Source organism: Variovorax atrisoli (assembly GCF_014195185.1).
In the GTDB taxonomy this organism is placed as follows: domain Bacteria; phylum Pseudomonadota; class Gammaproteobacteria; order Burkholderiales; family Burkholderiaceae_C; genus Variovorax; species Variovorax atrisoli.
Map to the genome: position 1 here is coordinate 410,437 of NZ_JACIBG010000005.1, position 21,041 is coordinate 431,477.

Genomic DNA, 21,041 nt, shown 5'->3' on the forward strand with positions numbered 1-21,041 from the left:
TCCGCGACGGGGCGGGCCCTGCGTTAGAGTCGCAGGCCCCACCCCCTTCGCACCCATGACCGCCCGCTTCCAGTCCATCGCCCCTGCCGTCCGCCTGGCCGACCGGGTGGCCGATGCGCTTGCGGCCGAGGTGCGCAGCGGGCGGCTCTCCGAAGGCGACCGGCTGCCGACCGAGACTGCGCTGGCCGAGCAGTTCGGCGTGAGCCGCACGGTGGTGCGCGAGGCGGTGTCGCGGCTGAAGTCGCTGGGGCTGCTCGATTCGCGGCAGGGAAGCGGCGTCTACGTGCGCGCTGCCGGTGTCGAGCCGCTGCGCTTCGAGATGCCGCACGTGGCCTCGCGCGAGGCGGTGATCCAGATGGTCGAGCTGCGTCGCGCGCTCGAAGCCGAGGTGGCCGCGCTGGCCGCAGAGCGGCGCACCGAGGAGGAGATGCAGCGCATCCGCGACGCCATCGCCGCATTGCACGCGGCGGTCGAGGCGGGCGGCAACGGGGCGGACGAGGACGTGCTCTTCCACCGCGCCATCGCCGAGGCGGCCCGCAACCCCTTCCTGATCGGCACGCTGCAGTACCTGCGGCAGTTCCTGCACGGCGCCACCCGCGTCACGCGCGCCAACGAGGCGCGCCGCGCCGATTTCGCGCGCGAGGTGGCGCAGGAGCATGCGCGCATCGTGGAGGCGATCGAGGCCGGCGACCCGTTGCGCGCGCGCGAGGCCGCCAAGAGCCACATGGACAACGCGATCCGCCGCATCGAGCAGGCCGATCCGGTGTTCTGGCAGCAGGAGGGCGAGCAGCTCGCCCGTCCGCTGGTCGAAGGCTGGCCCGCCGGCGGCTGAGCCGACACACAAAGACACCACAAAGTCGCGAGAAGGCGAGTTTTCCGAGGGTTTACCCGGGTCGGCCAACAAAACCCAGATTTGTATGATGACCTGACAAATCATCAGAGACGCAGCTTTTCATGACTTCCTCGACCCTCCAGGCCGGCGCCATGTCGCCCGCCGCCGCCGACGCCGCGCTCGAAAAGCGCGCCTATTCCAAGGTGTTCTGGCGCCTCGTGCCCTTCCTGATGCTCTGCTACGTGATCGCGTACCTCGACCGCGTGAACGTCGGCTTCGCCAAGCTGCAGATGGGCCAGGACCTGGGCTTCAGCGAAACCGTGTTCGGCCTGGGCGCCGGCATCTTCTTCCTGGGCTACTTCCTGTTCGAGGTGCCGAGCAACCTGCTGCTCAACCGCGTGGGCGCGCGCATCTGGATCGCGCGGATCATGATCACCTGGGGCCTGCTCTCGGCCTGCTTCATGTTCGTGAAGACGCCCACCAGCTTCTACATCCTGCGCTTCCTGCTCGGGCTGGCCGAGGCGGGCTTCTATCCGGGCGTGATCCTCTATCTCACGCACTGGTACCCGGCGCACCGGCGCGCGCGGATCATCGCGGTGTTCATGTCGGCGATTCCCGTGGCGGGCATCTTCGGCAACCCGCTGTCGGGCTGGATCATGGACAGCTTCCACGGCGTGTCGGCCATGAGCGGCTGGCAGTGGATGTTCCTCATCGAGGCCATCCCCGCAGTGCTGATCGGCCTGATGGTGCTCTTCTACCTGGACAACGGCATCGCCCAGGCGCGCTGGCTGAACGCCGAGGAAAAGGCGCTGCTGCAGCGCGAGGTGGCGAGCGACGCCGTCCACGGCGCCAAGGGCCCGCACTCGGTGGCCGGCGTGTTCCGCGATGCGCGCATCTGGTGGATGGCCTTCATCTACTTCGCGTTCGTGATGGGCCAGTACGCGCTGACCTTCTGGCTGCCGACGCTGGTCAAGGCCACCGGCGTGCAGGGCAACCTGAACATCGGCCTGCTCAGCGCCATTCCCTTCCTCTGCGCCATCGTCGCGATGAACCTCTTCGGCCGCAGCGCCGACCGGCGCCAGGAGCGCCGCTGGCACCTGATCGTGCCGGCCATGATGGGCGCCGTGGGCTTCACCGTCGCCGCCTCGTACACGCAGAACACCGCCGTGTCGCTGGCGTTCCTCTCGCTCGCCGCCGCCGGCGTGCTGACCTGCGCGCCGCTCTTCTGGTCGCTGCCCACCGCCTTCCTGACGGGCACGGCGGCCGCCGCGGGCATCGCCGCCATCAACTCGGTGGGCAACCTCGCGGGCTTCGTGAGCCCCTACCTCATCGGCTACCTGAAGGACCTCACGGGCAGCACGCAGATCGGCATGTACGTGCTGGCCGGCGCGCTGGTGCTCGGCGCCATCGCCGTGTGGTTCACGCCCAAGCAACTCGTCAACCGCTAGATGAAGTACACCCTCAGGCTTCGCGCGCTTCGTGTCGCTGCGCCCACCCCCTCGCCGGGGGCGACACCCGCGGCCCGGCAAGGCCGGTTCCGCGGTGGTTCCCCAATGGGGCGCGTCGCACCGGGCGGCCGGCCCTGCAACTGAAGGAAGCAACGCAATGAATCAAGAAAAGACTCCCGCCGCCACCTCCGCCGCCACCTCCGCCGCCACCCCCGTCGTCGGCCTCGTGGGCCTGGGCGCCATGGGCGCCGGCATGGCGCAGTCGCTGCGCCGCGCGGGCCATGCGCCGCATGTGTTCGACGTGCGCCGCGAGGCTGCCGAAGCCTTAGCGCGCGATGGCGGCACGGCCTGCGCCACGCTGGCCGAGCTCGGCGCGCAGTGCGACATCGTGGTCAGCGTGGTGGTGAACGCCGCGCAGACCGAGTCGGTGCTGTTCGGCGACGGCACCTCGCCCGGCTGCGCGGCGTCGATGAAGCCCGGCAGCCTGTTCGTGATGTGCTCCACCGTCGATCCGAACTGGTCGGTGGCGCTCGAGGCGCGTCTCGAAAAGCTCGGCATCCTCTACCTCGACGCGCCCATCTCCGGCGGCGCCGCCAAGGCCGCGAGCGGCCAGATGACGATGATGACCGCCGGCACGCCCGCCGCCTACGAGCGCGCCGGTGCGGTGCTCGACGCCATGGCCGCCAAGGTCTACCGCCTGGGCGACAAGGCGGGCGCCGGCAGCAAGGTGAAGATCATCAACCAGCTGCTGGCCGGCGTGCACATCGCGGTGGCGGCCGAGGCCATGGCGCTGGGCCTGCGCGAGGGCGTGGACCCGGCGGCGCTGTACGAGGTCATCACCCACAGCGCGGGCAACAGCTGGATGTTCGAGAACCGCATGGCGCACGTGCTCGCCGGCGACTACACGCCGCTGTCGGCCGTGGACATCTTCGTGAAGGACCTGGGCCTGGTGCTCGACGTGGCGCGCGCGAGCAAGTTTCCGCTGCCGCTGTCGTCCACCGCGCACCAGATGTTCATGCAGGCCTCGACCGCCGGCTATGCGCGCGAGGACGACAGCGCCGTCATCAAGATCTTCCCCGGCATCGAGGTGCCGGCGCCGAAGGGGAAAGCGCCGTGAGCGAGCCGGCGCTCAAGTTCATCGACACGCCGCTGCTGCGCATCGGCTACGAGGAATGGAACCCCGCGGGCAAGGCCACCGCGGTGCTGGTGCACGGCTGGCCCGACAGCCCGCGCTGCTGGCACGGCGTTGCCGAGCGGCTCGTCGAAGCCGGCTGGCGCGTGCTGCTGCCCGCCCTGCGGGGCTTCGCGCCGACGACCTTCCTGCATGCCGACACGCCGCGCAGCGGACAGCTCTCGGCGCTGGGCCGCGACCTGCTCGACTTCATCGACGCGCTCGGCCTGCAGCAGCCCGCGCTGGTCGGCCACGACTGGGGTGCGCGTGCCGTGGCCAATGCCTGCGGGCTGCGGCCCGGCGTCGCCAGCGCGCTCGTGCTGATGTCGGTCGGCTACGGCACCAACGCGCCCGACCAGCCGATGCCGCTCGCGCAGGCGCGCAACTACTGGTACCACTGGTACATGGCCACGCCGCGCGGCGAACGCACGGTGCATGACGACCGCATCGCCTTCACGCGGATGATGTGGGACACCTGGGCGCCGGCCGGCTGGTACGAGCCCGCCGAGTTCGAGGCCACCGCCACCGCCTTCGAGAGCGACGACTGGGCGCGCGTGGTGGTGCATTCGTACCGCCATCGCTGGGGCCATGCGCCGGGCGATCCGCACTACGCGGCCGACGACGCCGCGCTCAACCCCGCGCCCGTGCTGCCGGTGCCCACGCTGGTGCTGCACGGCGCGGCCGATTCCTGCAATCATCCCGACACCTCGGCCGGCAAGGAACGCTTCTTCAGCGGCCCCTACCGCCGCGAGCTGCTCGACGGCGTGGGCCACTTCCCGCAGCGTGAGGCGCCGCAGGCTGTGGCCGACGCGCTGCTGCGCTTCCTGCCCGCGCTCTAGAACGAACACGAAAGACAAGACGACCATGAACATCCTCATCACCGGCGGCTGCGGCTTCCTGGGCGCCCGCCTCGCCCGCACGCTGCTCTCGGGCGGCAGCCTTGCGCTGGCCGGATCGGCCGCGCAGCCCGTCTCGCGCATCACCCTGGCCGACCGCGTGCCGCCGCCCGCCGACCTGGCGTCCGATGCGCGCGTGCAGTTCGTGCAGGGCGACCTGCTGGAGCAGCTCGCGAACGGCGCGCTGCCCATCGCCGACACGCAGCTCGTCTTCCACCTCGCCGCCGCCGTGAGCGGCGAGTGCGAGGCCGACTTCGACCTCGGCATGCGCAGCAACCTCGACGCCACGCGCGGCCTGCTCGAAGCGGCGCGGCGCGCGGGCCATGCGCCGGTGTTCGTGTTCTCCAGCTCGGTCGCGGTGTTCGGCGATTCGCCCGAGCAGCGCCTGCCCGCCGTCATCGAGGACACCACGCTGCCGACGCCGCAGAACAGCTACGGCATCCAGAAGTTCATCGGCGAGCAACTGGTGGCCGACTTCACGCGCAAGGGCTTCGTGCAGGGCCGCAACGTACGGCTGATGACGGTGTCCGTGCGCCCCGGCCGACCCAACGGCGCGGCATCGAGCTTCCTGAGCGGCATGCTGCGCGAGCCGCTGGCCGGCGAACGCGCACGCTGCCCCGTGTCGCCCGACACGCCCGTCGCGCTGGCCTCGCCCGGCAACACCGTCGCGGGCATCGTGCGCGCGGCCACCGCCAGCGCCGCCGAATGGGGCGCGCGCACGGCGGTCAACCTGCCGGCGCTGACCACCACCGTGCGCGAGATGGCGCAGGCGCTCGAACGCATCGCGGGCAAGGAGGCCACCGGCCTGATCGACTGGGAACCCGACGCCGCCATCGCGAAGATCGTGACCAGCTGGCCCAGCCGCATCCACGCCGCGCGCGCCGAGGCGCTGGGCCTGAAGTCCGACGCCAGCTTCGACGCGATCCTGCGCGACTACGTGCGCGAGAACGCGCAGGCCGTGAAGCTTGCGCTGAAGGACTGAACGCCATGTCCAAGCTCGTGCTCGGCTGCATCGCCGACGATTTCACCGGCGCCACCGACCTCGCCAACAACCTCGTGCGTGCCGGCATGCGCGTGGTGCAGGCCATCGGCGTGCCCGAAGGCCCACTCGATGCCGACGTGGATGCGGTGGTGGTCGCGCTCAAGTCGCGCACCATCGCGCCGGCCGAGGCCATCGCGCAGTCGCTCGGCGCCTTGCGCTGGCTGCAGGCGCAAGGCGCGAAGCAGATCTACTTCAAGTACTGCTCCACCTTCGACAGCACGCCGCAAGGCAACATCGGTCCCGTGACCGAAGCGCTGATGGACGCGATGGGATGCGACTTCACCATCGCCACGCCCGCCTTCCCCGACAACAAGCGCACCGTGTTCAAGGGCTACCTGTTCGCGGGCGACGTGCTGCTCAACGAGAGCGGCATGCAGAACCATCCGCTCACGCCGATGACCGACCCGAACCTCGTGCGCGTGCTGCAGGCGCAGTGCACGCGCAAGGTGGGGCTCGTCGACTACGCGGTGGTGGCGCGCGGCGCCGCCGCCATCGAGGAGCGCATCGCTCAGCTCAAGGCCGAGGGCGTCTCCATCGCCATCGTCGACGCGGTGTCGAACGACGACCTGCTGCGCATGGGCCCGGCGCTCGCGAAGATGCCGCTGGTCACCGCAGGCTCGGGCGTGGCCATCGGCCTGCCGGCCAACTTCGGCCTCGCGCCCTCGTCGCAGGCGAGCGAACTGCCCGGGGCCGGCGGCAAGTCGGCGGTGGTCTCGGGCAGCTGCTCGCTGGCCACCAACCGGCAGGTGCTCGATTTCATCCAGCGCGGCGGCGCGGCACTGGCCATCGATCCGCTGCGCATCGCGGCCGGCGTCGACGTCGCGGCCGAGGCGCTGGCGTGGGCCGCTCCGCTGATCGACAAGGGCCCCGTGCTCGTCTACTCGACCGCCGAGGCCGGCGCCGTGAAGTCGGTGCAGGGCCGCCTGGGCGTGGAAGAGGCCGGTGCGATGGTCGAGCGCACGATTGCCGCCATCGCGCGCGGCCTGGTCGAGCGCGGCGTGCACCGGCTGGTGGTGGCCGGCGGCGAGACCTCGGGCGCCTGCGTGCAGGCGCTGGGCATCGCGCAGATGCAGATCGGCCCGCAGATCGACCCCGGCGTGCCGTGGTGCCATGCGCGCTCCGAAGCCGCGCCCGAGGCCGGCCTGCACATCGCGCTGAAGTCGGGCAACTTCGGCAGCGACGATTTCTTCACCAAGGCATTTACAGTGCTCGCATGACCGAGAGCATGACTGCAGAGAACCAGGCCCGCGAGGAGATCTGCCGCGTCGGCCGCAGCCTGTTCGAGCGCGGCTACGTGCACGCCACGGCCGGCAACATCAGCGTGCGCCTGGACGACGGCGGCTTCCTCATCACGCCCACCGATGCCTGCCTCGGCTTCCTCGACCCGGCGCGGCTCGCACGGCTCGACGCGCAGGGCCGGCAGACCGGCGGCGACCGCGCCAGCAAGACCATCGCGCTGCACACGCGCATCTACGCTGCCGCGCGCGCGTTCGATGCGAACACCGCCTGCGTGATCCACACCCACAGCACGCACTGCGTGGCGCTCACGCTGCAGGCTCCCGGCGATGAACTGCTGCCCGCGCTCACGCCCTACTTCGTGATGAAGGTCGGCCATGTGCCGGTCATTGCGTACCACCGGCCGGGCGCGCCCGAAGCGGCCGAGCAGGTGGCGCAGGCCATCGGGCGCTTCGGCGCCGCCGGCACGCCGATCCGCGCCGTGATGCTCGCGCGCCTGGGCCCCAACGTGTGGCACGACACGCCGGCCGCCGCCATGGCCGTGCTCGAGGAACTCGAGGAAACCGCAAGGCTCCAGCAGCTCGCCCAGGCCGCAAGGCCCGAGCCGCTCGATGCCGACCAGATCGATGAACTGCGCCGCACCTTCGGTGCGCGCTGGTAGTAAAAACACCCCATGCCCCAATTCGCCGCCAACCTCTCGATGCTCTACCCGGAGCTCGCCTTCCTCGACCGCTTCGACGCCGCCGCGAAGGACGGTTTCAAGGCCGTGGAATACCTCTTCCCCTACGACTTCACCAAGGAAGAAATCGTCGCCAGGCTCGAGCACAACGGCCTGCAGCAGGTGCTGTTCAACGGCCCGCCTGGCGACTGGAACGGCGGCGAGCGCGGCCTGGCCTGCCTGCCGGGGCGCGAGGCCGAGTTCCGCGAAGGCATCGCCAAGGCCATCGACTATGCCGTGGCGCTCGACTGCCCGCGCATCCACGTCATGGCCGGCCTCGTGCCCGCCGGACAGCAGCGCGACGCGCTGCAGCCCGTCTACATCGACAACCTGCGCTGGGCCGCTGCCGAGGCCGCCAAGGCAGGCCGCGACGTGCTGATCGAGCCGATCAACACGCGCGACATCCCGGGCTTCTTCCTCAACCGGCAGGACCATGCGCACGAGATCGTCGAGACGGTGGGCGCACCCAACCTCAAGGTGCAGATGGATCTCTACCACTGCCAGATCGTCGAGGGCGACGTGGCGATGAAGATCCGCAAGTACCTGCCGACCGGCCGCGTCGGCCACATCCAGATCGCGGGCGTGCCCGATCGCAACGAACCCGACATCGGCGAGCAGAACTACCCGTACCTCTTCGACGTGCTCGACGAGGTGTCGGCGCAGTGCGGCTGGCAGGGCTGGGTCGGCTGCGAGTACCGGCCGAAGCGCGGCGCGGAGCCCGGCGGCACCTCGGCCGGCCTGGGCTGGCTGCGCGACTGGCGGCAGCGGCACGCATGAAGCTCGAGGCGCTGCGCATCCCGGCGCCGCTGCGTGGCTTCGCGGCGGGCGATGTGCAGCTGTTCGACATCGTGCTGGCCGGCGACAGGGTCGCTTCCATCGCGCCCAGCGCGCAGCAGCAGCATGCGAAGGGCACGCTGCTGAGCGCACTGGTCGAGGCCCACGCGCACATCGACAAGAACTACACCGTGCAGGATGTGGGCGCCGCGCAGGGCAACCTGTTCGTCGCGATCGAGCGCATGAATCGCCATCGCGAGAGCTGGACCGGCGAGTCGCTGCGCCTGCGCATGGAGCGCGCGCTTCGCGATGCCTGGCTGTCGGGCACGCGCGCGCTGCGCACGCACCTCGACTGGGTGCAGCCCGAGCCGCCGGCCGCGCTGGCGGTGTTCGAGGCGCTGCGCGAGGAATGGCGCGGCCGCATCGAGCTGCAGTTCGTATCGCTCACGCCGCTCGACCTGTTCGCCGGCATCGACGCCGGCGAGCGCATCGCGCGCGAGGTGAAGCGCGCGGGCGGCGTGCTCGGCGCCTTCGTCTACCGCAACGAGGGCATCGTCCACAAGCTGGGCCGCGTGTTCGACCTTGCGCAGCAGCATGGCCTGGCGCTGGACTTCCACGTCGACGAAGGCCTGGACATCGAGGCCACCGGCCTGCGCAGCATCGCCCAGTTGGTGCGTGCGCGCGACTTCGGGCAGGGCGTGGTCTGCGGCCATGCCTGCTCGCTGTCGGTGCAGGAAGACGCCGTGGCCGCCGAAACGCTCGCGCTGTGCGCCGGCGCCGGCATCCACCTCGTCGCGCTGCCCACCACCAACCTCTACCTGCAGGGCGCATGGGACCGCACGCCGGTGCAGCGCGGCATCACGCGCATCCGCGAGGCGGCGGCACGGGGCTTGCGTGCGAGCCTGGCGACCGACAACGTGCAGGACGCCTTCTATCCCTACGGCAGCTACGACCTGCTGGAGACCTTCGGCCTCGGCGTGCAGGCGGCGCACCTCGCGCCGGCCGACGACTGGCTCGACACCGTCACCGTGAGCCCAGCGAAGGCGCTGGGGCTCGCGTGGGACGGGCGCATCGCGCCGGGCTGCCCGGCCGACCTGCTGGTGCTGTCGGCCACCGGGGAACATGAACTGATCGGCCCGCGCGGACGGCAACGCACCGTCATCCGCGCCGGCCAACGACTGGAGAGCAACGAGCAATGAGCATGGGCAAGCCGATGGCCAACTACGCGGCCGCCAAGCGCGTGGGCGATTTCGTCTTCATGAGCGGCGTGGTCGCCGTCGATCCGGCCACGCGCCGCGCGGTGGCCGGCTACGACGCCATTCCGGAAGAAGCGCGCACCGCGCTGCAGGGCGTGGGCTACGCCACCGGACAGATGTCGGTGGACGTGTTCGAGGCGCCCATCGTCGCGCAGAGCTGGTTCGTGCTCGAGCGCATCCGCCAGATCGCGGCCGAGCACGGCGGCACGATGGAAGACGTGGTGAAGCTGGTGCAGTACTTCCGCCACCTGCCGCACTACGCCTTCTACAACCGCGTGCGCGGCCTGTTCTATCCGGGCGAGCCGCCCGTCAGCACGGTGGTGGAGGTGTCGCGCTTCCTGCCGGGCGACGAGGTGCTGGTGGAAGTTGAGGCGACCATGTACCTGCCGGAATAGGTACTCCCCCAGGCTTGCCCACTTCGTGTGGCCGCCAACCCCCTCGCCGGGGGCAACACCTGCGGCCCGGCAGAGCCGGTTCCGCGGTGTTCCGCGGTGTTCCGCGAAAAGTCTCGCCCTACCTGACGCCCGCGCCCTTCAAAAGGAACTCCGTCACCTGCTCGATCAGGTAGCGCCGGTCCTTGTCGTCGCCCTGCTGCGCGGTGTCGCGGAAGTAGGCGGCCTGCGTGGCGTGGTCGGCGTAGAACTGCGTCACGGCCCAGATGTGGAACAGCACCAGCATCGGGTCGGCCTTGTCCATCAGGCCCTGGTTCATCCAGTTCTGGATGACGGCGGCAGCCTGTTCGGTGCGCTGCTTGCTCGTTGCCATCATGTCGTTGATGACCGGCGCGCCGCGCATCATCTCGGCCGTGAAGATGCGCGAGCGCAGCGGGTGCTCGAACGAGAACATCATCTTGCGCCGGATCAGGTCGCCCAGCACCCTGCGCGGGCCGAAGGCCTCGTCGCTGAAGCCGAACACCACGATCCAGTCGTTGAGGATGTCCTGCAGCACCTGGCGGTACAGCGCCTCCTTGCTGTCGATGTAGTAGTGCAGCTGCGCCTTCGAAAGCCCCGCCTTGTCGGCGATCGCCTGCGTCGACGCGCCGGCCAGGCCCTCGCTCGCGAACACCTCGATGGCGGCCTGGTTGATGAGGGCCAGCACCTGCGTGTACTTGCGCGAGCGCCCGCGCGTGGCGGGAGCCTCGCCGTCGTTCTCCTGGGTGATGGCGGAAGCCGCAGCGGAAGAGGCAGACGCACGCGCGCTCACAGCTGCAGTTCCAGTTCCAGCCCCTTGGCGCGCGAGCAGCACAGCGCCACCTTGTGGCGGCGCTCGCTGCCGGTCAGGCAGAAGTCGCGGTGCTCGGCGCCTTCACCGTCGCCCTCGACCACGCAGGTGCCGCACAGGCCCTGCTGGCACGACACCGGGATGTCGATGCCGACCTCGTGCAGCGCGTCGACGGCGGTCTGGTCCGCCGCCACCGGCACCGTGATGCCGCGCTTGGCGAGCTTCAGCGTGAAGGGCAGGCCGGCGGCCGCGCCGGCATCGGTGGGCGCGGAGAAGTATTCGGCGTGCAATGCGTCTTCCGGCCAGTGCGCGGCGGCGTCGCGCACCGCCTGCATGAAGCCGCCGGGGCCGCACACATACAGGTGCGTGCCGGGTGCGCGCTGGGCCAGCAGCGAACGCAGGTCGATGCGCTGCGATGCGTCGCCCTGGTCGAGGTGCAGCCGCAGGTGCGGTGCGAGCGACGGCGCGCGCAGCGCATCGGCGAAGGCCAGGTGCTCCTCGCTGCGCGCGAAAACGCACAGCGTGAAGGCGGCGCCGCGCCCGGCCAGCGCCTGCGCCATCGCCAGCAGCGGCGTCATGCCGATGCCGCCGGCCAGCAGCAGGTGGTGCGCGGCCTCCTCGCGCAGCGGGAAGGTGTTGCGCGGCGCGCTGATCGGCAGCAGGTCGCCCTCGCGCACGCGCTCGTGCATCGAGGCCGAGCCGCCGCGGCTGGAAAGCTCGCGCTTCACGCCGATCACGTAGCGCCCCGCGCTGGCCGACGACGGCGCCCGCGCCAGCGAATACTGGCGCGAGAAGCCGCCGGGCATGTGCACGTCGATGTGCGCGCCGGCCTCGTACGAGGGCAGCGGCCGGCCCCACGGGTGGGCCAGCTCGAAGGCCAGGATTTCCGGCGTCTGGCGCGAGATGCGTTCGACGCGGACGGTGAGCGTGCGTTCGAGGCTCATGGTTTCGTGTCTCCCTCTGGAGTCTGTGGCTCTTCTGCTAGATGCTGCTCAGCTTGCGCGAGACGCGTTCGATGAAATGGGTGCGGTCGTTCGCGGTGACGGCGTTCATGTCGTGCAGCTGCAGCCAGGTCACCTTGCAGCGCCACGCGAAGAGTGCGCGCAGCGCCCGCGTGAAGAGGCGCCTGCCCGGATCTCCGATGACCATCACGAACCAGCGCGGCGAGCCGCCGGTGGTCACCACCGTGAGCCGCCTGATGTGGCGCATGCCCGACTTCGCGAGCTGTCCCTTGCGTTCCGCCGGCAGGAAGGCCACGCCAGGCAGCCAGACCCGCTCCAGCCAGCCCTTGAGCATCGACGGCGGCCCGTGGAACCAGGTGGGAAACACGAACACCAGGTGCTCGGCCCACAGCAGCGCTTCGACGTGGGGTTTCACACGTTCGCGGATCAGGTCGGGGTTGTCGAGGTAGGCGATGCGCTCTTCGCATGTCAGCGTGGGGTCGAAGCCCTCGGCATAGAGGTCGATGGCCTTGACGGGATGTCGCGGCGAGAGCGCCTCGAGGGCGGTGCGGTAGAGCGCGTGGTTGAAGCTGTCAGGGTTCGGATGGCAATGGACGACGAGCGTTTTCATGGTTGAGGGCCGGTTCGCTCGGCGGTTGTCGGCCGCCGGCGAGACGGGGTCAGAGCCCAGGGGGTGAAAGGCCGCGCGGTGCCTTATGGCAACCCAGGCGCCGGCATCTGACCCCGGCGCAAGCCCCGCGCGGCCCGCGGGAAAAATGCGTTCTTCGCAGGGGCCTTACTTGCCCGTGAGCTTCTTGCGAACGTCGATGCCGACGCCCTTGTTCACGAACTGCGTGGTGACCACCTTCGACAGGTCGACCTCGCCGGGCTTGTACAGGCCGGCCTTGACCATCTTGTCGTAGAAGTCCTTCACGCGGGCCTCGTCCATCGCGCCGATGCCCTTGGTGAGCGATTCGCCGCTGTCGACGATGCCCATCTTCTTCATCAGCTCGATGGAGCCCTGCGAGGACGCCACGGGCGAGTCGGGGTTGATCTTGGCGATCATCTCGTTGGCGGCCTTGTTGTCGCCGTAGAGGTAGTTGTTCCAGCCGATGATCGAGGCCTCGATGAACTTGCGCACCGTCTCGGGCTTGGTCTTGACCATGTCGGCGCGCGTCTCGATGGTGGTCGAGTAGGTCGAGAAGCCGTTGTCGGCCAGCAGCTGCACCACCGGGTCGAAGCCGGCCTGCGCCTTGATCGACAGCGGCTCCGAGATGGCGTAGCCCTGCTGGATGGACTTCTTGTCGGCCAGGAAGGGGCCGACGTTGAAGGTGTAGGGCTTGAGCTGCGAGTCCTTGAAGCCGTGCTCCGACTTCATCCACTGCCAGAAGCTGAACTGGCCGTCCTTGCCGATGAAGGCCACCGGCGCCTTGGTCATGTCCTTGAAGGTGTCGAAGCCCTGGCCCGGGTGGGCGAACATGGCCTGCGGGTCCTTCTGGAAGAAGGCCGCCACCACCACCGTGGGCACGCCGTTCTTCACGTTGTCGAAGGACTGCAGCAGGTTGCCCGTCATGAGGAAGTCGACCTTGCCGGCCGGCAGCATCGGCCGGTTGTTGACCATCGGGCCGCCCTGCTGGATGTCGACGTCGAGGCCGTACTTCTTGTAGGTGCCGTCCACCAGCGCCTGGTAGAAGCCGCCGTGGCCGGCCTGCGCCTTCCAGTTGGTGGCGAACACCACTTTTTCCTGCGCCTGCACGGCGAAGGCGGCGCCCGCGAGGGCCAGACCCAGAACGAGCGGGCGGAGGGTGAATGCGGGGATGCGCATGGGAACGTGCTCCTGTGGAGGTTTCGTTGAAAAGAAAGGGATGCGCAGACTAAGGCTTTTCAGCGTTCGATGGCCATGTCGGCGCGCCACCCGCGTGTTTTTCCGGGGTTCATCAGGCCCATCGGGTCGCTGCGCTTCTTGAACTCGATCTGCTTCGTGTCGATGGTCTTCATGCCGCCGTCCTCGATGGTGACGACGTGCGGGTTGAAGATCACGCAGCCGCCCTGCGACTCGATCTCGCGGATCACCTCGTACTGGTGGGCCTTGCCCTTCCAGCGCACCAGCAGGATGCCGAAGGTGCCGCATTCGCCGTTGGCGCGCGCGAAGTCCTGGTGCTGCAGCACGTCGTCGCCGAAGATCTCAAGGTGCCGCTCGACCACGGCCGGGTCGAAGGGTTGTGCGTAGGCCACCTGCAGGTAGGTCCAGCCGCGGTCGGCCTTCAGCGCCTGCAGCGTCGTGTGGTTGAAGGCGCACTCGTAGGCGGGAGGCAGCCCGTCGGCGAGCAGCTCGGCCTCGGTACCCGCTACCGAGATGGTGCCGCCCTGCGCATCGGCGAGCGCGCGGAACTCGGCCATCGATTCGGGCGAGACCATCGCGAACACCGCGTGCCGGTCGGCCGGGAAGCGGTCGCGCATGGCCGTGTAGTAGGGCGAGAAGCGCGCCTCCACCGTCGACAGCAGGAAGATGTCGAGCGAAGGCGCCTGCGCGGCGATGCCGAAGTCGAGCGCGCCGCGGTAGGTGCCGAAGAGCACCGTGCAGTGCACCCAGTCGACGGCAGGGCTCAGCGCCACTTCCACGTCGAGGATCACGCCGTTGGTGCCGTAGGCGTGGTGCACCTGCTGGATCTCGTCGCCGTGCAGCTCGATGACGCGCGGCTCGCGCTCCACCGTCATCACGCGCGCGCGCAGCAGGTTGCCGGGGTCGCGCAGGATGCCGTGGCGGAACGAGCCGATGCCGCCGAAGCCGCCCGCGATGAAGCCGCCGATGGAGGCCACGTGCCAGGTCGAGGGCCACATGCGCAGCGCCTGCCCGGTCTCGCGCGCGGCGAGGTCGATGTCGTGCATGCGCGCGCCGGCCTCCACGCGGATGCTGCCCTCGCGGATGTCGAGCACGCGGCACATCTGCGTCACGTCCAGCACGATGCCGCCTTCCAGCGGCACGCACTGGCCGTAGTTGCCGGTGCCGCCCGCGCGCACCGTGAGCGGCAGCTTCCACTTCGCGGCCACGGCCGCGGCCTGGCGCACGTCGTCCTCGGTGCCGACCTTCACCACCAGGTCGGCCACGCAGCCCGCGAGCTGCTCGGTGAGGATGGGGCTGTACCAGTAGAAGTCCTTCGACAGCTGCTTGCGCTGGCCGGGCGCGGTGATCACGTTGAGGCCGCGCAGTTCCTCGCGCACGGCGTTCCAGTCGACGTTTGCAGGGGAAACGTGTTCGGAGTTCATCGACGCTCCGTCAAGGGGGACTCTTCGCAAGGGAACGCCGCGGAACCGGCTTTGCCGGGCCGCAGGTGTTGCCCCCGGCAGGGGGTTGGCGAAGCGACACGAAGTGCGCGCAGCCCGGGGGCGAGCCAACTATCTTTCACGGCGCATCTCGCTTTCGTGCCAGTGGCCGAGGACCAGGCGCGACAGGGCCGCGAACACGATGAAGATCACGATGCCCAGCAACGACACCAGCAGCAGCGCCGCGAACATCATCGGGATCTCTGTTCGGAAACTCGATTCGAGGATGCGCGAGGCCAGCCCCGTCTCCTTGCCCGCCGTGCCGGCCGTGAATTCGGCCACCACCGCGCCGATCAGGCTCAGGCCGCCCGCGATCTTCAGGCCCGCCATGAAGTAGGGCAGCGCGCTCGGCGCCAGCAGGTAGCGGAAGGTCTGCCAGGGCGAGGCCTTGTAGAGCTGGAACAGGTCGCGCAGGTTGCTGTCGGCGCTCTTCAGTCCGATGACGGTGTTCGACAGGATCGGGAAGAAGGCCACGATCCACGCGCACAGAAGGAGCGCCGCCGTGGTGCTCGACACGTAGATCAGGATCAGCGGCGCGATCGCGATGATCGGCGTGACCTGCAGGATCACCGCGATGGGGAACAGGCCGATCTCCACCCACTTGAAGAGCGCGAAGGCGATCGCCAGCAGCACGCCGCCCACGATGGCAGCGACCAGCGCCAGCAGCGTGAGCTTCACCGTGAACCACAGCGCGCTGGACAGCGATTCCCAGTTGTCGAACAGCGTGCGGATGATGAGCGAGGGCGCGGGCAGGATGTAGTGCGGGATGTTGTTGGCGCGCACGGTCCATTCCCACGCCAGCAGCAGCAGCGCGACGATGGCCGCGGGCACCGCGATGCGCAGCATCGACTCGCGCCGGCGCAGCCGGTCCTCGTGTGCGCGCAGCGAGGCCTCGGAGGGCGCGGCGGCGGCATCCGCGAGAGGGGCGGCCGCGTGGGTCTCAGTGATCGATGTCGAGGCCATGCAGGGCTCCATGCAGCGATTGCGACACCGCGGTGCAGTGCGCGTTGTAGCGGGTCGAGGTGCGGAAGTCTTCGCCGCGCGGATACGGCTCGTCGATGCGGATCTCGTCGATCACGCGGCCGGGCCGCGCTGCCATCACCACGATGCGGTTCGACAGATACACCGACTCGTACACGCTGTGCGTGACGAACACCACCGAGAAGCGGTGCTCGCGCCAGATGGCCAGCAGGTCGTTGTTGAGCTTGATGCGCGTCATCTCGTCGAGCGCGGCGAAGGGCTCGTCCATCAGCAGCAGGCGCGGGTGGGTGACCAGCGCGCGGGCGATCGACACGCGCATCTTCATGCCGCCGGAGAGCTCGCGCGGGTACACGTCGGCGAAGCGCGAGAGGCCGACCATCTCCAGCGCCTGCTTCACCACCGGCGCCGCTGCGTCGCGGCTGGTGCCGGCCAGCTTCAGCGGCAGCCAGACGTTGTCGAACACCTTCGCCCAGGGCATGAGCGTGGGCTCCTGGAACACGAAGCCCAGGTCGCGGTCGGTCTTGCCGTTCTTGCTGTTGCCGGCGGCGGCACCGCCCCAGTGCATGTCGCCCGAACTGATGCGCGTGAGCCCCGCGATGAGGCGCAGCGCCGTGCTCTTGCCGCAGCCCGAGGGGCCGAGGAAGCTGATGAAGTCGTGCTCGCCGATGTCGAGCGACATGCCCTGCAACGCGAGCGTGCCGTTGGCGAAGCGCTTGCTGACGTTGCGCAGGCTGACCAGCGGCGCGCCGGCGGCGGCGGTGGTGGCTTCCGTGCTCATTTCCAGGCCGGCTCGTTGGCGAGGCGCGAGAGCGGGAAGCGGTCGACCTCCTGCAGCAGCTCGACGAAGCGGCGGCCCACGTGGTCGAGCACGGCCGCGCCCTTCTCGGCGGTCGCGCGCGTGGCGTCGCCGGCGGCGCCTGCGGGGTTGATGTCGTGCATCTGCCAGCCGAGCTTGCCGCTGGGCGTGATCGAGAGGAACCTGTTCTCCGCGGCCAGCTGCTCGGTCATCGAGCTGAAGTTCCGGAACTGGTCGCGGCGCACGTAGTCGGGCGTGAGGTGCAGCATCACCGAGCTCTCGAGGTCGCCCGCGTGGATGCCGTGCCTGCCCTCGTGCGCGGTGAACAGGCCCTCGGGCAGGCCCAGGGTGTACCAGTTGGCGGCCACGACCATCATGCCGTGCTCCTCGCGCAGGTCGCGCGCGACGATGTCCATCACGCTCATCTGGCCGCCGTGGCTGTTGTAGAGCACCAGCTTGCGCACGCCGGCTTTCGCGACGCAGGCGCCGATGTCCTTCCACATCGAGATCAGCGTGTTCGCCGACACGGTGAGCGTGCCCGGGTAGCGCGAGTGCTCGTTGCTCTTGCCGTAGGGAACGGTGGGCAGGAAGAGCACCGGCAGGTCGTCGGGCAGGTGCGGCAGCGTGGCGCGCACCATGCCGTCGATGGTGGCGGTGTCGGTCGACATCGGCAGGTGCGGGCCGTGCTGCTCGGTGGCGCCCACCGGCAGCACGGCGATGAGCCGTTCGCGGTCGAGGCGGGAGAACTCTTCGCTGGTCAGGTCGGACCAGAAGCGGCTGCGCAGGGGAGGCGGATTCATCGCGGGTGTACCTCGTGGCGCCTGGTGTGGCGGTGGCTTAAATTATCCATGCGGTCAAAAAAGAGCGGATATACGTGGATACCCGGCAAATTTTTCCATGCAAGCGCCGTGCCATTAAAGTTAACCGATTGGTAAAAATTGGATGGCAAGCATCCGACCGACCGGATGCCCGCTCAGCGCCGCACGATGTACCGCGTGACGACCGGCCCCGACTCGCCGATGTGGAAGGCGAGCCTGCGTTCGCGCAGCGCCATGTCGCTGGCGGTGGCGCGGGTGAAGCGCCGCAGGTGGTCGGTCCACGACTCGTCGACGATCTGCTCCACGTAGCGCTCGGGCTGCCCGATGTCGTGCAGCAGCTCCCAGCCGATGGCGCCCTGGCTCAGGCGCGCGCGGCGCGTCTGCTGCATCACGAGGTGGAAGGCGGCGGCGCGCGCGGGGTCGATCAGGTATTCGACGGTGACCACCACGCGGCCGGTCTCCTCGGGGGCTTCCGCGGGCGGACCGACGGCCCAGCCGGCCTGCGCGGGGCTGGTGTCGTCCTCGCCGCTCAGGTCGGTCACCCAGCGCAGCGCCGCGAGCATCAGCAGCGTGCCGCTGACCGCCGCAACGCTCAGGCTCGCGACCAGCGAGCTCAGCGTGGCCACCTGCCCCCAGATGGCCGCGCCGATCGCGCTCGCGCCCATGATCGCCATCTGGTACATCGACATGCCGCGCGCGCGCACCCAGTCGGGCAGCGCGAGCTGGGCCGACACCGACAGCGAGTTGGCCACGGTGATCCACGCCATGCCGCCGAAGAACATCGCCGGCACCGCGATCCACGCATTGGGCGCGAACGCCATCACCGCCGTGGCGCCCGACTGCAAGAGCGTGCCGCGCAGCACCAGCTGGTCGCGCCCCATCGCCTGGCGCAGCCGCGGCAGGAACAGCACCGCGACGATCGCGCCCGCGCCCATGGCCGCCAGCAGCAGCGTGAAGGTGCCTGCGCCGCCGCCCTGGAGGTTGCGCGCCAGCAGCGGCAGCAGCGCCAGCAGCGCGGTCGAGTGGAAGAAGAAGATCGAGATGCGCGTGAGCACCGCGCGCATGCGCTGCGACTGCCGCACGAACTGCACGCCGACGCGCATCGCGCTCACCAGCTTCTCGCGGCCCAGCGGATTGGGCGTGTGCTCGCGCCGCCAGCGCAGCACGACGAAGCCCGATGCCACCGACAGCACCGCGTTCAGCGCGAACACCCAGATGCTGCCCGCGCTCGCGATCAGCATGCCGGCGGTGAGCGGGCCCACGATGCGCGACGCGTTCATCGCGATGCCGTTGAGGCCCAGCGCGGCCGGCAGCTGTGCGCGCGGCACCAGCTCGGGAACGATGGCCGCGAACACCGGCCAGCGCAGCGCCAGCCCGATGCCGTTGGCGAAGGTCAGCGCCAGCAGCAGCGGCGCGGTCATGAGGTCGAGCGCCAGCGCGGCGCACAGCACGATGGCGGTGCCGGCCAGCCAGAACTGCGTGGCCACCAGCCAGCGCCTGCGGTCGAGGATGTCGGCCAGCGCGCCGCTGGGCAGGCCCAGCAGGAACACAGGCAGCGTGGAGGCCGACTGCACCAGCGCCACCCAGATCGGCGAGGAGGTCAGCGTGGTCATCATCCACGCGGCGGCCACGTCGTTCATCCACATGCAGATGTTGGCGACGAGCCAGGTGCTCCACAGCATGCGGAACACGGGAATCTTCAGGGGCACGAGCGCCGCGAACTTCGTCGGCTGCGGCCTCGCGGGCGGGATGGGTGTCTCTTCGGTGGATATGGGGGGCATGTGGCGCTATTTTGGCTCCGCGCCAGCAGAGCCCGCGATCCCGTCATCGCCATCGCGCGAACACCGAGGAACCGGCTTTGCCGGGCCTCAGGTGTTGCCCCCTGCAAGGGGGGTGGCGCAGCGACACGAGGTGCGCGAAGCCTGGGGGTGTGCCTAGGTCCTGTCGCTGCGGGCGAGGCGGTGCTCGAGGCGGCGCAGCAGCGTCGTCAGGATCAGCGTCATCACCCAGTAGATGACGGAGATCGCCAGGTACGGCTCCCAGTAGCGCGCATAGGCGCCGGCCACGGTCCGCGCGGCGTAGGCCAGCTCGGCCAGGCCGATGGCGGAGACCAGCGAGGTGTCCTTCAGCAGCGCGATCGCGTTGTTGCCCAGCGGCGGCAGCATGCGGCGGAAGGCCTGCGGCAGCACCACGTAGCGCATCACCTGCGCGGGCGAGAAGCCCAGCGAGCGGCCCGCGTCGAACTGGCCGCGCGAGATCGACTGGATGCCCGCGCGGAACACTTCCGAGATGTAGGCCGCCGAGTTGAGCGTGAGCGCCACCACGCCCGAGATGAGCGCACCGTGCTCCTGCTTGAGCGTGCGCGCGAGCTCGCCGTCGATCAGCAGGCCCGAGGTCGGATGGATGAACACCGGCATCACCGCGAAGTGGATCAAGAGGATCTGCACGAACAGCGGCGTGCCCCGGAAGAAGCTCACGTACACCGTGGCAGGCCAGCGCAGGAAGAAGCGCGCGACCCAGGTCCACGGCGCGTGGCGCGGCTGCGCAAGCCGCGCGAGCGCGAGGCACAGGCCCCAGCTCGCGCCCAGCAGCACGCAGACCACCGTCATGCGCAGCGTCATCCATGCGCCCTGCCAGAACAGGTCTTTGTATTCCACGAGGATGTCCCATCGGAACCATCCAAACAGCAGGATCGGTTGTTCCATGCTTGCGTCCTCAGCTCTCAGTCAACAAAAAAACGAAACGGCCGCTTCGAGGCGGCCGTGTTCGGAGAAATGCCGTGCGGCTCAGCGCACGTTCGGGTCCTTGTTGAACCACTTCTTGTAGATCGTCACGTAGCTGCCGTCGGCGCGGATGGCAGCGAGGCCGGCCGTGAGCTTGTCCAGCAGGGCCTTGTCGCCCTTCTTCACGACGATGCCGAAGCCCTCTTCGGGGAAGGACTTGTCGTCGATGGTCTTCAGCTCGGGGTTCTGCGCCACGCGGTAGGCGATCACGCCGTTGTCGCCCATGGCGGCATCGACGCCGCCGCCGGCCAGCTCGGAAATGATGAGCGGCGTGCTCTCGAAGCGGCGGATGTCGGGGCTGGTCTTGCCGAACTCGCGCGAGGCGATGTCGTCGGCGGTGGAGGCGCTGACCACGGCGATCTTCTTGCCGGCCAGGTCCTTCAGCGAGGCGACCTTGCTGTTCTTCGGCACCGCGATCAGCTGGCGGGCCGCGAAGTACGGCGGCGTGAAGTCGTAGCTCTGCTTGCGCTTCTCGTTGATGGTCACGCCCGAGATCACGAGGTCGACGTCGCCGTTGTTCAGTGCGCCGAAGATGCCGGTGAAGGGCGTGTTGACGATCTTGATCTTCAGGCCCTGCTGCTTGGCGATGGCGTTGATGATGTCGATGTCGAAGCCGACGATCTGCTTGTCCTTGTTCTCGAAGGCGAAGGGCGCGTAGGTGGCGCTGGAGGCCACGATCAGCTCGCGGTTCTGGGCCTGGGCGCCAAAGGCGAGCGTGGCGGCGGCGAGGCCGAAAGCCAGGGCGCGGCGGAGGGAGTTCATGCGGGGTCCTTGTTGTTCGCCGTCCGGCGGGAGAAAGGTGGT

The 21,041-nt window shown here is 69.4% G+C and carries 21 protein-coding genes; 10 read left to right on the top strand and 11 right to left on the bottom strand.

Annotated elements, in window-relative coordinates; translation table 11 throughout:
- Positions 1 to 55: 55 nt before the first annotated feature.
- From FHY06_RS19715 to FHY06_RS19760, 10 genes are all read left to right on the top strand, one after another.
- Entirely contained in the window at positions 56 to 832 is a 777-nt protein-coding gene (locus FHY06_RS19715; RefSeq protein ID WP_019653868.1) for a FadR/GntR family transcriptional regulator, read from the top strand.
- 122 nt (positions 833 to 954) lie between these two features.
- On the top strand, positions 955 to 2,280 hold the full coding sequence (locus tag FHY06_RS19720; protein ID WP_019653869.1) for an MFS transporter: 1,326 nt from the start codon (positions 955 to 957) through the stop codon (positions 2,278 to 2,280).
- 157 nt (positions 2,281 to 2,437) lie between these two features.
- Positions 2,438 to 3,397 (top strand): L-threonate dehydrogenase, encoded by a 960-nt coding sequence (ltnD, locus tag FHY06_RS19725; RefSeq protein WP_184606107.1) that lies wholly within the window; start codon positions 2,438 to 2,440, stop codon positions 3,395 to 3,397.
- Positions 3,394 to 4,290 carry an alpha/beta fold hydrolase gene (locus tag FHY06_RS19730; protein WP_184606108.1) on the top strand — a complete coding sequence of 299 codons (897 nt, stop codon included), beginning with the start codon at positions 3,394 to 3,396 and terminating at the stop codon, positions 4,288 to 4,290. Before ltnD ends, FHY06_RS19730 begins: the two co-directional genes overlap by 4 nt.
- 25 nt (positions 4,291 to 4,315) lie before the next feature.
- Entirely contained in the window at positions 4,316 to 5,329 is a 1,014-nt protein-coding gene (gene denD, locus FHY06_RS19735; protein WP_145759588.1) for a D-erythronate dehydrogenase, read from the top strand.
- A 5-nt stretch (positions 5,330 to 5,334) separates the two neighbouring features.
- Positions 5,335 to 6,606: a 3-oxo-tetronate kinase gene (gene otnK, locus FHY06_RS19740; RefSeq protein WP_184606109.1), complete on the top strand. Its 1,272-nt coding sequence runs from the start codon at positions 5,335 to 5,337 to the stop codon at positions 6,604 to 6,606.
- The gene (locus FHY06_RS19745; protein ID WP_184606110.1) at positions 6,603 to 7,286 is read left to right on the top strand and encodes a class II aldolase/adducin family protein; all 684 of its coding nucleotides are present in this window, start codon (positions 6,603 to 6,605) and stop codon (positions 7,284 to 7,286) included. The genes otnK and FHY06_RS19745 overlap by 4 nt, the downstream gene beginning before the upstream one ends.
- A 12-nt stretch (positions 7,287 to 7,298) precedes the next feature.
- The gene (gene otnI, locus FHY06_RS19750) at positions 7,299 to 8,120 is read left to right on the top strand and encodes a 2-oxo-tetronate isomerase (protein WP_019653875.1); all 822 of its coding nucleotides are present in this window, start codon (positions 7,299 to 7,301) and stop codon (positions 8,118 to 8,120) included.
- On the top strand, positions 8,117 to 9,316 hold the full coding sequence (locus FHY06_RS19755; protein ID WP_184606111.1) for an amidohydrolase family protein: 1,200 nt from the start codon (positions 8,117 to 8,119) through the stop codon (positions 9,314 to 9,316). Before otnI ends, FHY06_RS19755 begins: the two co-directional genes overlap by 4 nt.
- Positions 9,313 to 9,768: a RidA family protein gene (locus tag FHY06_RS19760; protein ID WP_019653877.1), complete on the top strand. Its 456-nt coding sequence runs from the start codon at positions 9,313 to 9,315 to the stop codon at positions 9,766 to 9,768. The genes FHY06_RS19755 and FHY06_RS19760 overlap by 4 nt, the downstream gene beginning before the upstream one ends.
- A gap of 118 nt (positions 9,769 to 9,886) precedes the next feature.
- Here the strand turns inward: FHY06_RS19760 and FHY06_RS19765 are convergent, their stop codons facing one another.
- The 11 genes from FHY06_RS19765 to FHY06_RS19815 all read right to left on the bottom strand — a co-directional run bounded on the left by FHY06_RS19765 (position 9,887) and on the right by FHY06_RS19815 (position 20,999).
- Positions 9,887 to 10,576, bottom strand: coding sequence for a TetR family transcriptional regulator C-terminal domain-containing protein (locus tag FHY06_RS19765; RefSeq protein WP_019653878.1), 690 nt, complete (start codon positions 10,574 to 10,576; stop codon positions 9,887 to 9,889).
- Positions 10,573 to 11,538, bottom strand: a complete 966-nt coding sequence (locus FHY06_RS19770; protein WP_184606112.1) for a PDR/VanB family oxidoreductase — start codon at positions 11,536 to 11,538, stop codon at positions 10,573 to 10,575. The genes FHY06_RS19765 and FHY06_RS19770 overlap by 4 nt, the downstream gene beginning before the upstream one ends.
- Before the next feature lie 37 nt (positions 11,539 to 11,575).
- Positions 11,576 to 12,166 carry an NAD(P)H-dependent oxidoreductase gene (locus FHY06_RS19775; protein ID WP_019653880.1) on the bottom strand — a complete coding sequence of 197 codons (591 nt, stop codon included), beginning with the start codon at positions 12,164 to 12,166 and terminating at the stop codon, positions 11,576 to 11,578.
- A gap of 165 nt (positions 12,167 to 12,331) precedes the next feature.
- On the bottom strand, positions 12,332 to 13,360 hold the full coding sequence (locus FHY06_RS19780; RefSeq protein ID WP_019653881.1) for an ABC transporter substrate-binding protein: 1,029 nt from the start codon (positions 13,358 to 13,360) through the stop codon (positions 12,332 to 12,334).
- A 59-nt stretch (positions 13,361 to 13,419) separates the two neighbouring features.
- Positions 13,420 to 14,802: an FAD-binding oxidoreductase gene (locus FHY06_RS19785; RefSeq protein WP_019653882.1), complete on the bottom strand. Its 1,383-nt coding sequence runs from the start codon at positions 14,800 to 14,802 to the stop codon at positions 13,420 to 13,422.
- Positions 14,803 to 14,931: 129 nt separating this feature from the next.
- Positions 14,932 to 15,822 carry an ABC transporter permease gene (locus tag FHY06_RS19790; protein WP_184606113.1) on the bottom strand — a complete coding sequence of 297 codons (891 nt, stop codon included), beginning with the start codon at positions 15,820 to 15,822 and terminating at the stop codon, positions 14,932 to 14,934.
- A complete protein-coding gene (locus FHY06_RS19795; RefSeq protein WP_184606114.1) occupies positions 15,800 to 16,618 on the bottom strand; it encodes an ABC transporter ATP-binding protein in 819 nt (272 codons plus the stop codon). Before FHY06_RS19795 ends, FHY06_RS19790 begins: the two co-directional genes overlap by 23 nt.
- On the bottom strand, positions 16,615 to 17,436 hold the full coding sequence (locus FHY06_RS19800) for a creatininase family protein (RefSeq protein ID WP_019653885.1): 822 nt from the start codon (positions 17,434 to 17,436) through the stop codon (positions 16,615 to 16,617). Before FHY06_RS19800 ends, FHY06_RS19795 begins: the two co-directional genes overlap by 4 nt.
- Before the next feature lie 173 nt (positions 17,437 to 17,609).
- Positions 17,610 to 19,235, bottom strand: a complete 1,626-nt coding sequence (locus FHY06_RS19805; protein WP_184606115.1) for an MFS transporter — start codon at positions 19,233 to 19,235, stop codon at positions 17,610 to 17,612.
- A gap of 153 nt (positions 19,236 to 19,388) precedes the next feature.
- Positions 19,389 to 20,159: an amino acid ABC transporter permease gene (locus tag FHY06_RS19810; RefSeq protein ID WP_019653890.1), complete on the bottom strand. Its 771-nt coding sequence runs from the start codon at positions 20,157 to 20,159 to the stop codon at positions 19,389 to 19,391.
- Positions 20,160 to 20,240: 81 nt separating this feature from the next.
- On the bottom strand, positions 20,241 to 20,999 hold the full coding sequence (locus FHY06_RS19815; protein ID WP_126183730.1) for a basic amino acid ABC transporter substrate-binding protein: 759 nt from the start codon (positions 20,997 to 20,999) through the stop codon (positions 20,241 to 20,243).
- Positions 21,000 to 21,041 lie beyond the last annotated feature (42 nt).

Coding starts and splice junctions, on each gene's coding strand:
- FHY06_RS19715 (WP_019653868.1), top strand. CDS start 56: ATGACCGCCCGCTTCCAGTCCATCGCCCCTGCCGTCCGCCTGGCCGAC.
- FHY06_RS19720 (WP_019653869.1), top strand. CDS start 955: ATGACTTCCTCGACCCTCCAGGCCGGCGCCATGTCGCCCGCCGCCGCC.
- ltnD (WP_184606107.1), top strand. CDS start 2,438: ATGAATCAAGAAAAGACTCCCGCCGCCACCTCCGCCGCCACCTCCGCC.
- denD (WP_145759588.1), top strand. CDS start 4,316: ATGAACATCCTCATCACCGGCGGCTGCGGCTTCCTGGGCGCCCGCCTC.
- otnK (WP_184606109.1), top strand. CDS start 5,335: ATGTCCAAGCTCGTGCTCGGCTGCATCGCCGACGATTTCACCGGCGCC.
- FHY06_RS19745 (WP_184606110.1), top strand. CDS start 6,603: ATGACCGAGAGCATGACTGCAGAGAACCAGGCCCGCGAGGAGATCTGC.
- otnI (WP_019653875.1), top strand. CDS start 7,299: ATGCCCCAATTCGCCGCCAACCTCTCGATGCTCTACCCGGAGCTCGCC.
- FHY06_RS19755 (WP_184606111.1), top strand. CDS start 8,117: ATGAAGCTCGAGGCGCTGCGCATCCCGGCGCCGCTGCGTGGCTTCGCG.
- FHY06_RS19760 (WP_019653877.1), top strand. CDS start 9,313: ATGAGCATGGGCAAGCCGATGGCCAACTACGCGGCCGCCAAGCGCGTG.
- FHY06_RS19770 (WP_184606112.1), bottom strand. CDS start 11,538: ATGAGCCTCGAACGCACGCTCACCGTCCGCGTCGAACGCATCTCGCGC.
- FHY06_RS19775 (WP_019653880.1), bottom strand. CDS start 12,166: ATGAAAACGCTCGTCGTCCATTGCCATCCGAACCCTGACAGCTTCAAC.
- FHY06_RS19780 (WP_019653881.1), bottom strand. CDS start 13,360: ATGCGCATCCCCGCATTCACCCTCCGCCCGCTCGTTCTGGGTCTGGCC.
- FHY06_RS19785 (WP_019653882.1), bottom strand. CDS start 14,802: ATGAACTCCGAACACGTTTCCCCTGCAAACGTCGACTGGAACGCCGTG.
- FHY06_RS19790 (WP_184606113.1), bottom strand. CDS start 15,822: ATGGCCTCGACATCGATCACTGAGACCCACGCGGCCGCCCCTCTCGCG.
- FHY06_RS19795 (WP_184606114.1), bottom strand. CDS start 16,618: ATGAGCACGGAAGCCACCACCGCCGCCGCCGGCGCGCCGCTGGTCAGC.
- FHY06_RS19800 (WP_019653885.1), bottom strand. CDS start 17,436: ATGAATCCGCCTCCCCTGCGCAGCCGCTTCTGGTCCGACCTGACCAGC.
- FHY06_RS19805 (WP_184606115.1), bottom strand. CDS start 19,235: ATGCCCCCCATATCCACCGAAGAGACACCCATCCCGCCCGCGAGGCCG.
- FHY06_RS19810 (WP_019653890.1), bottom strand. CDS start 20,159: ATGGAACAACCGATCCTGCTGTTTGGATGGTTCCGATGGGACATCCTC.
- FHY06_RS19815 (WP_126183730.1), bottom strand. CDS start 20,999: ATGAACTCCCTCCGCCGCGCCCTGGCTTTCGGCCTCGCCGCCGCCACG.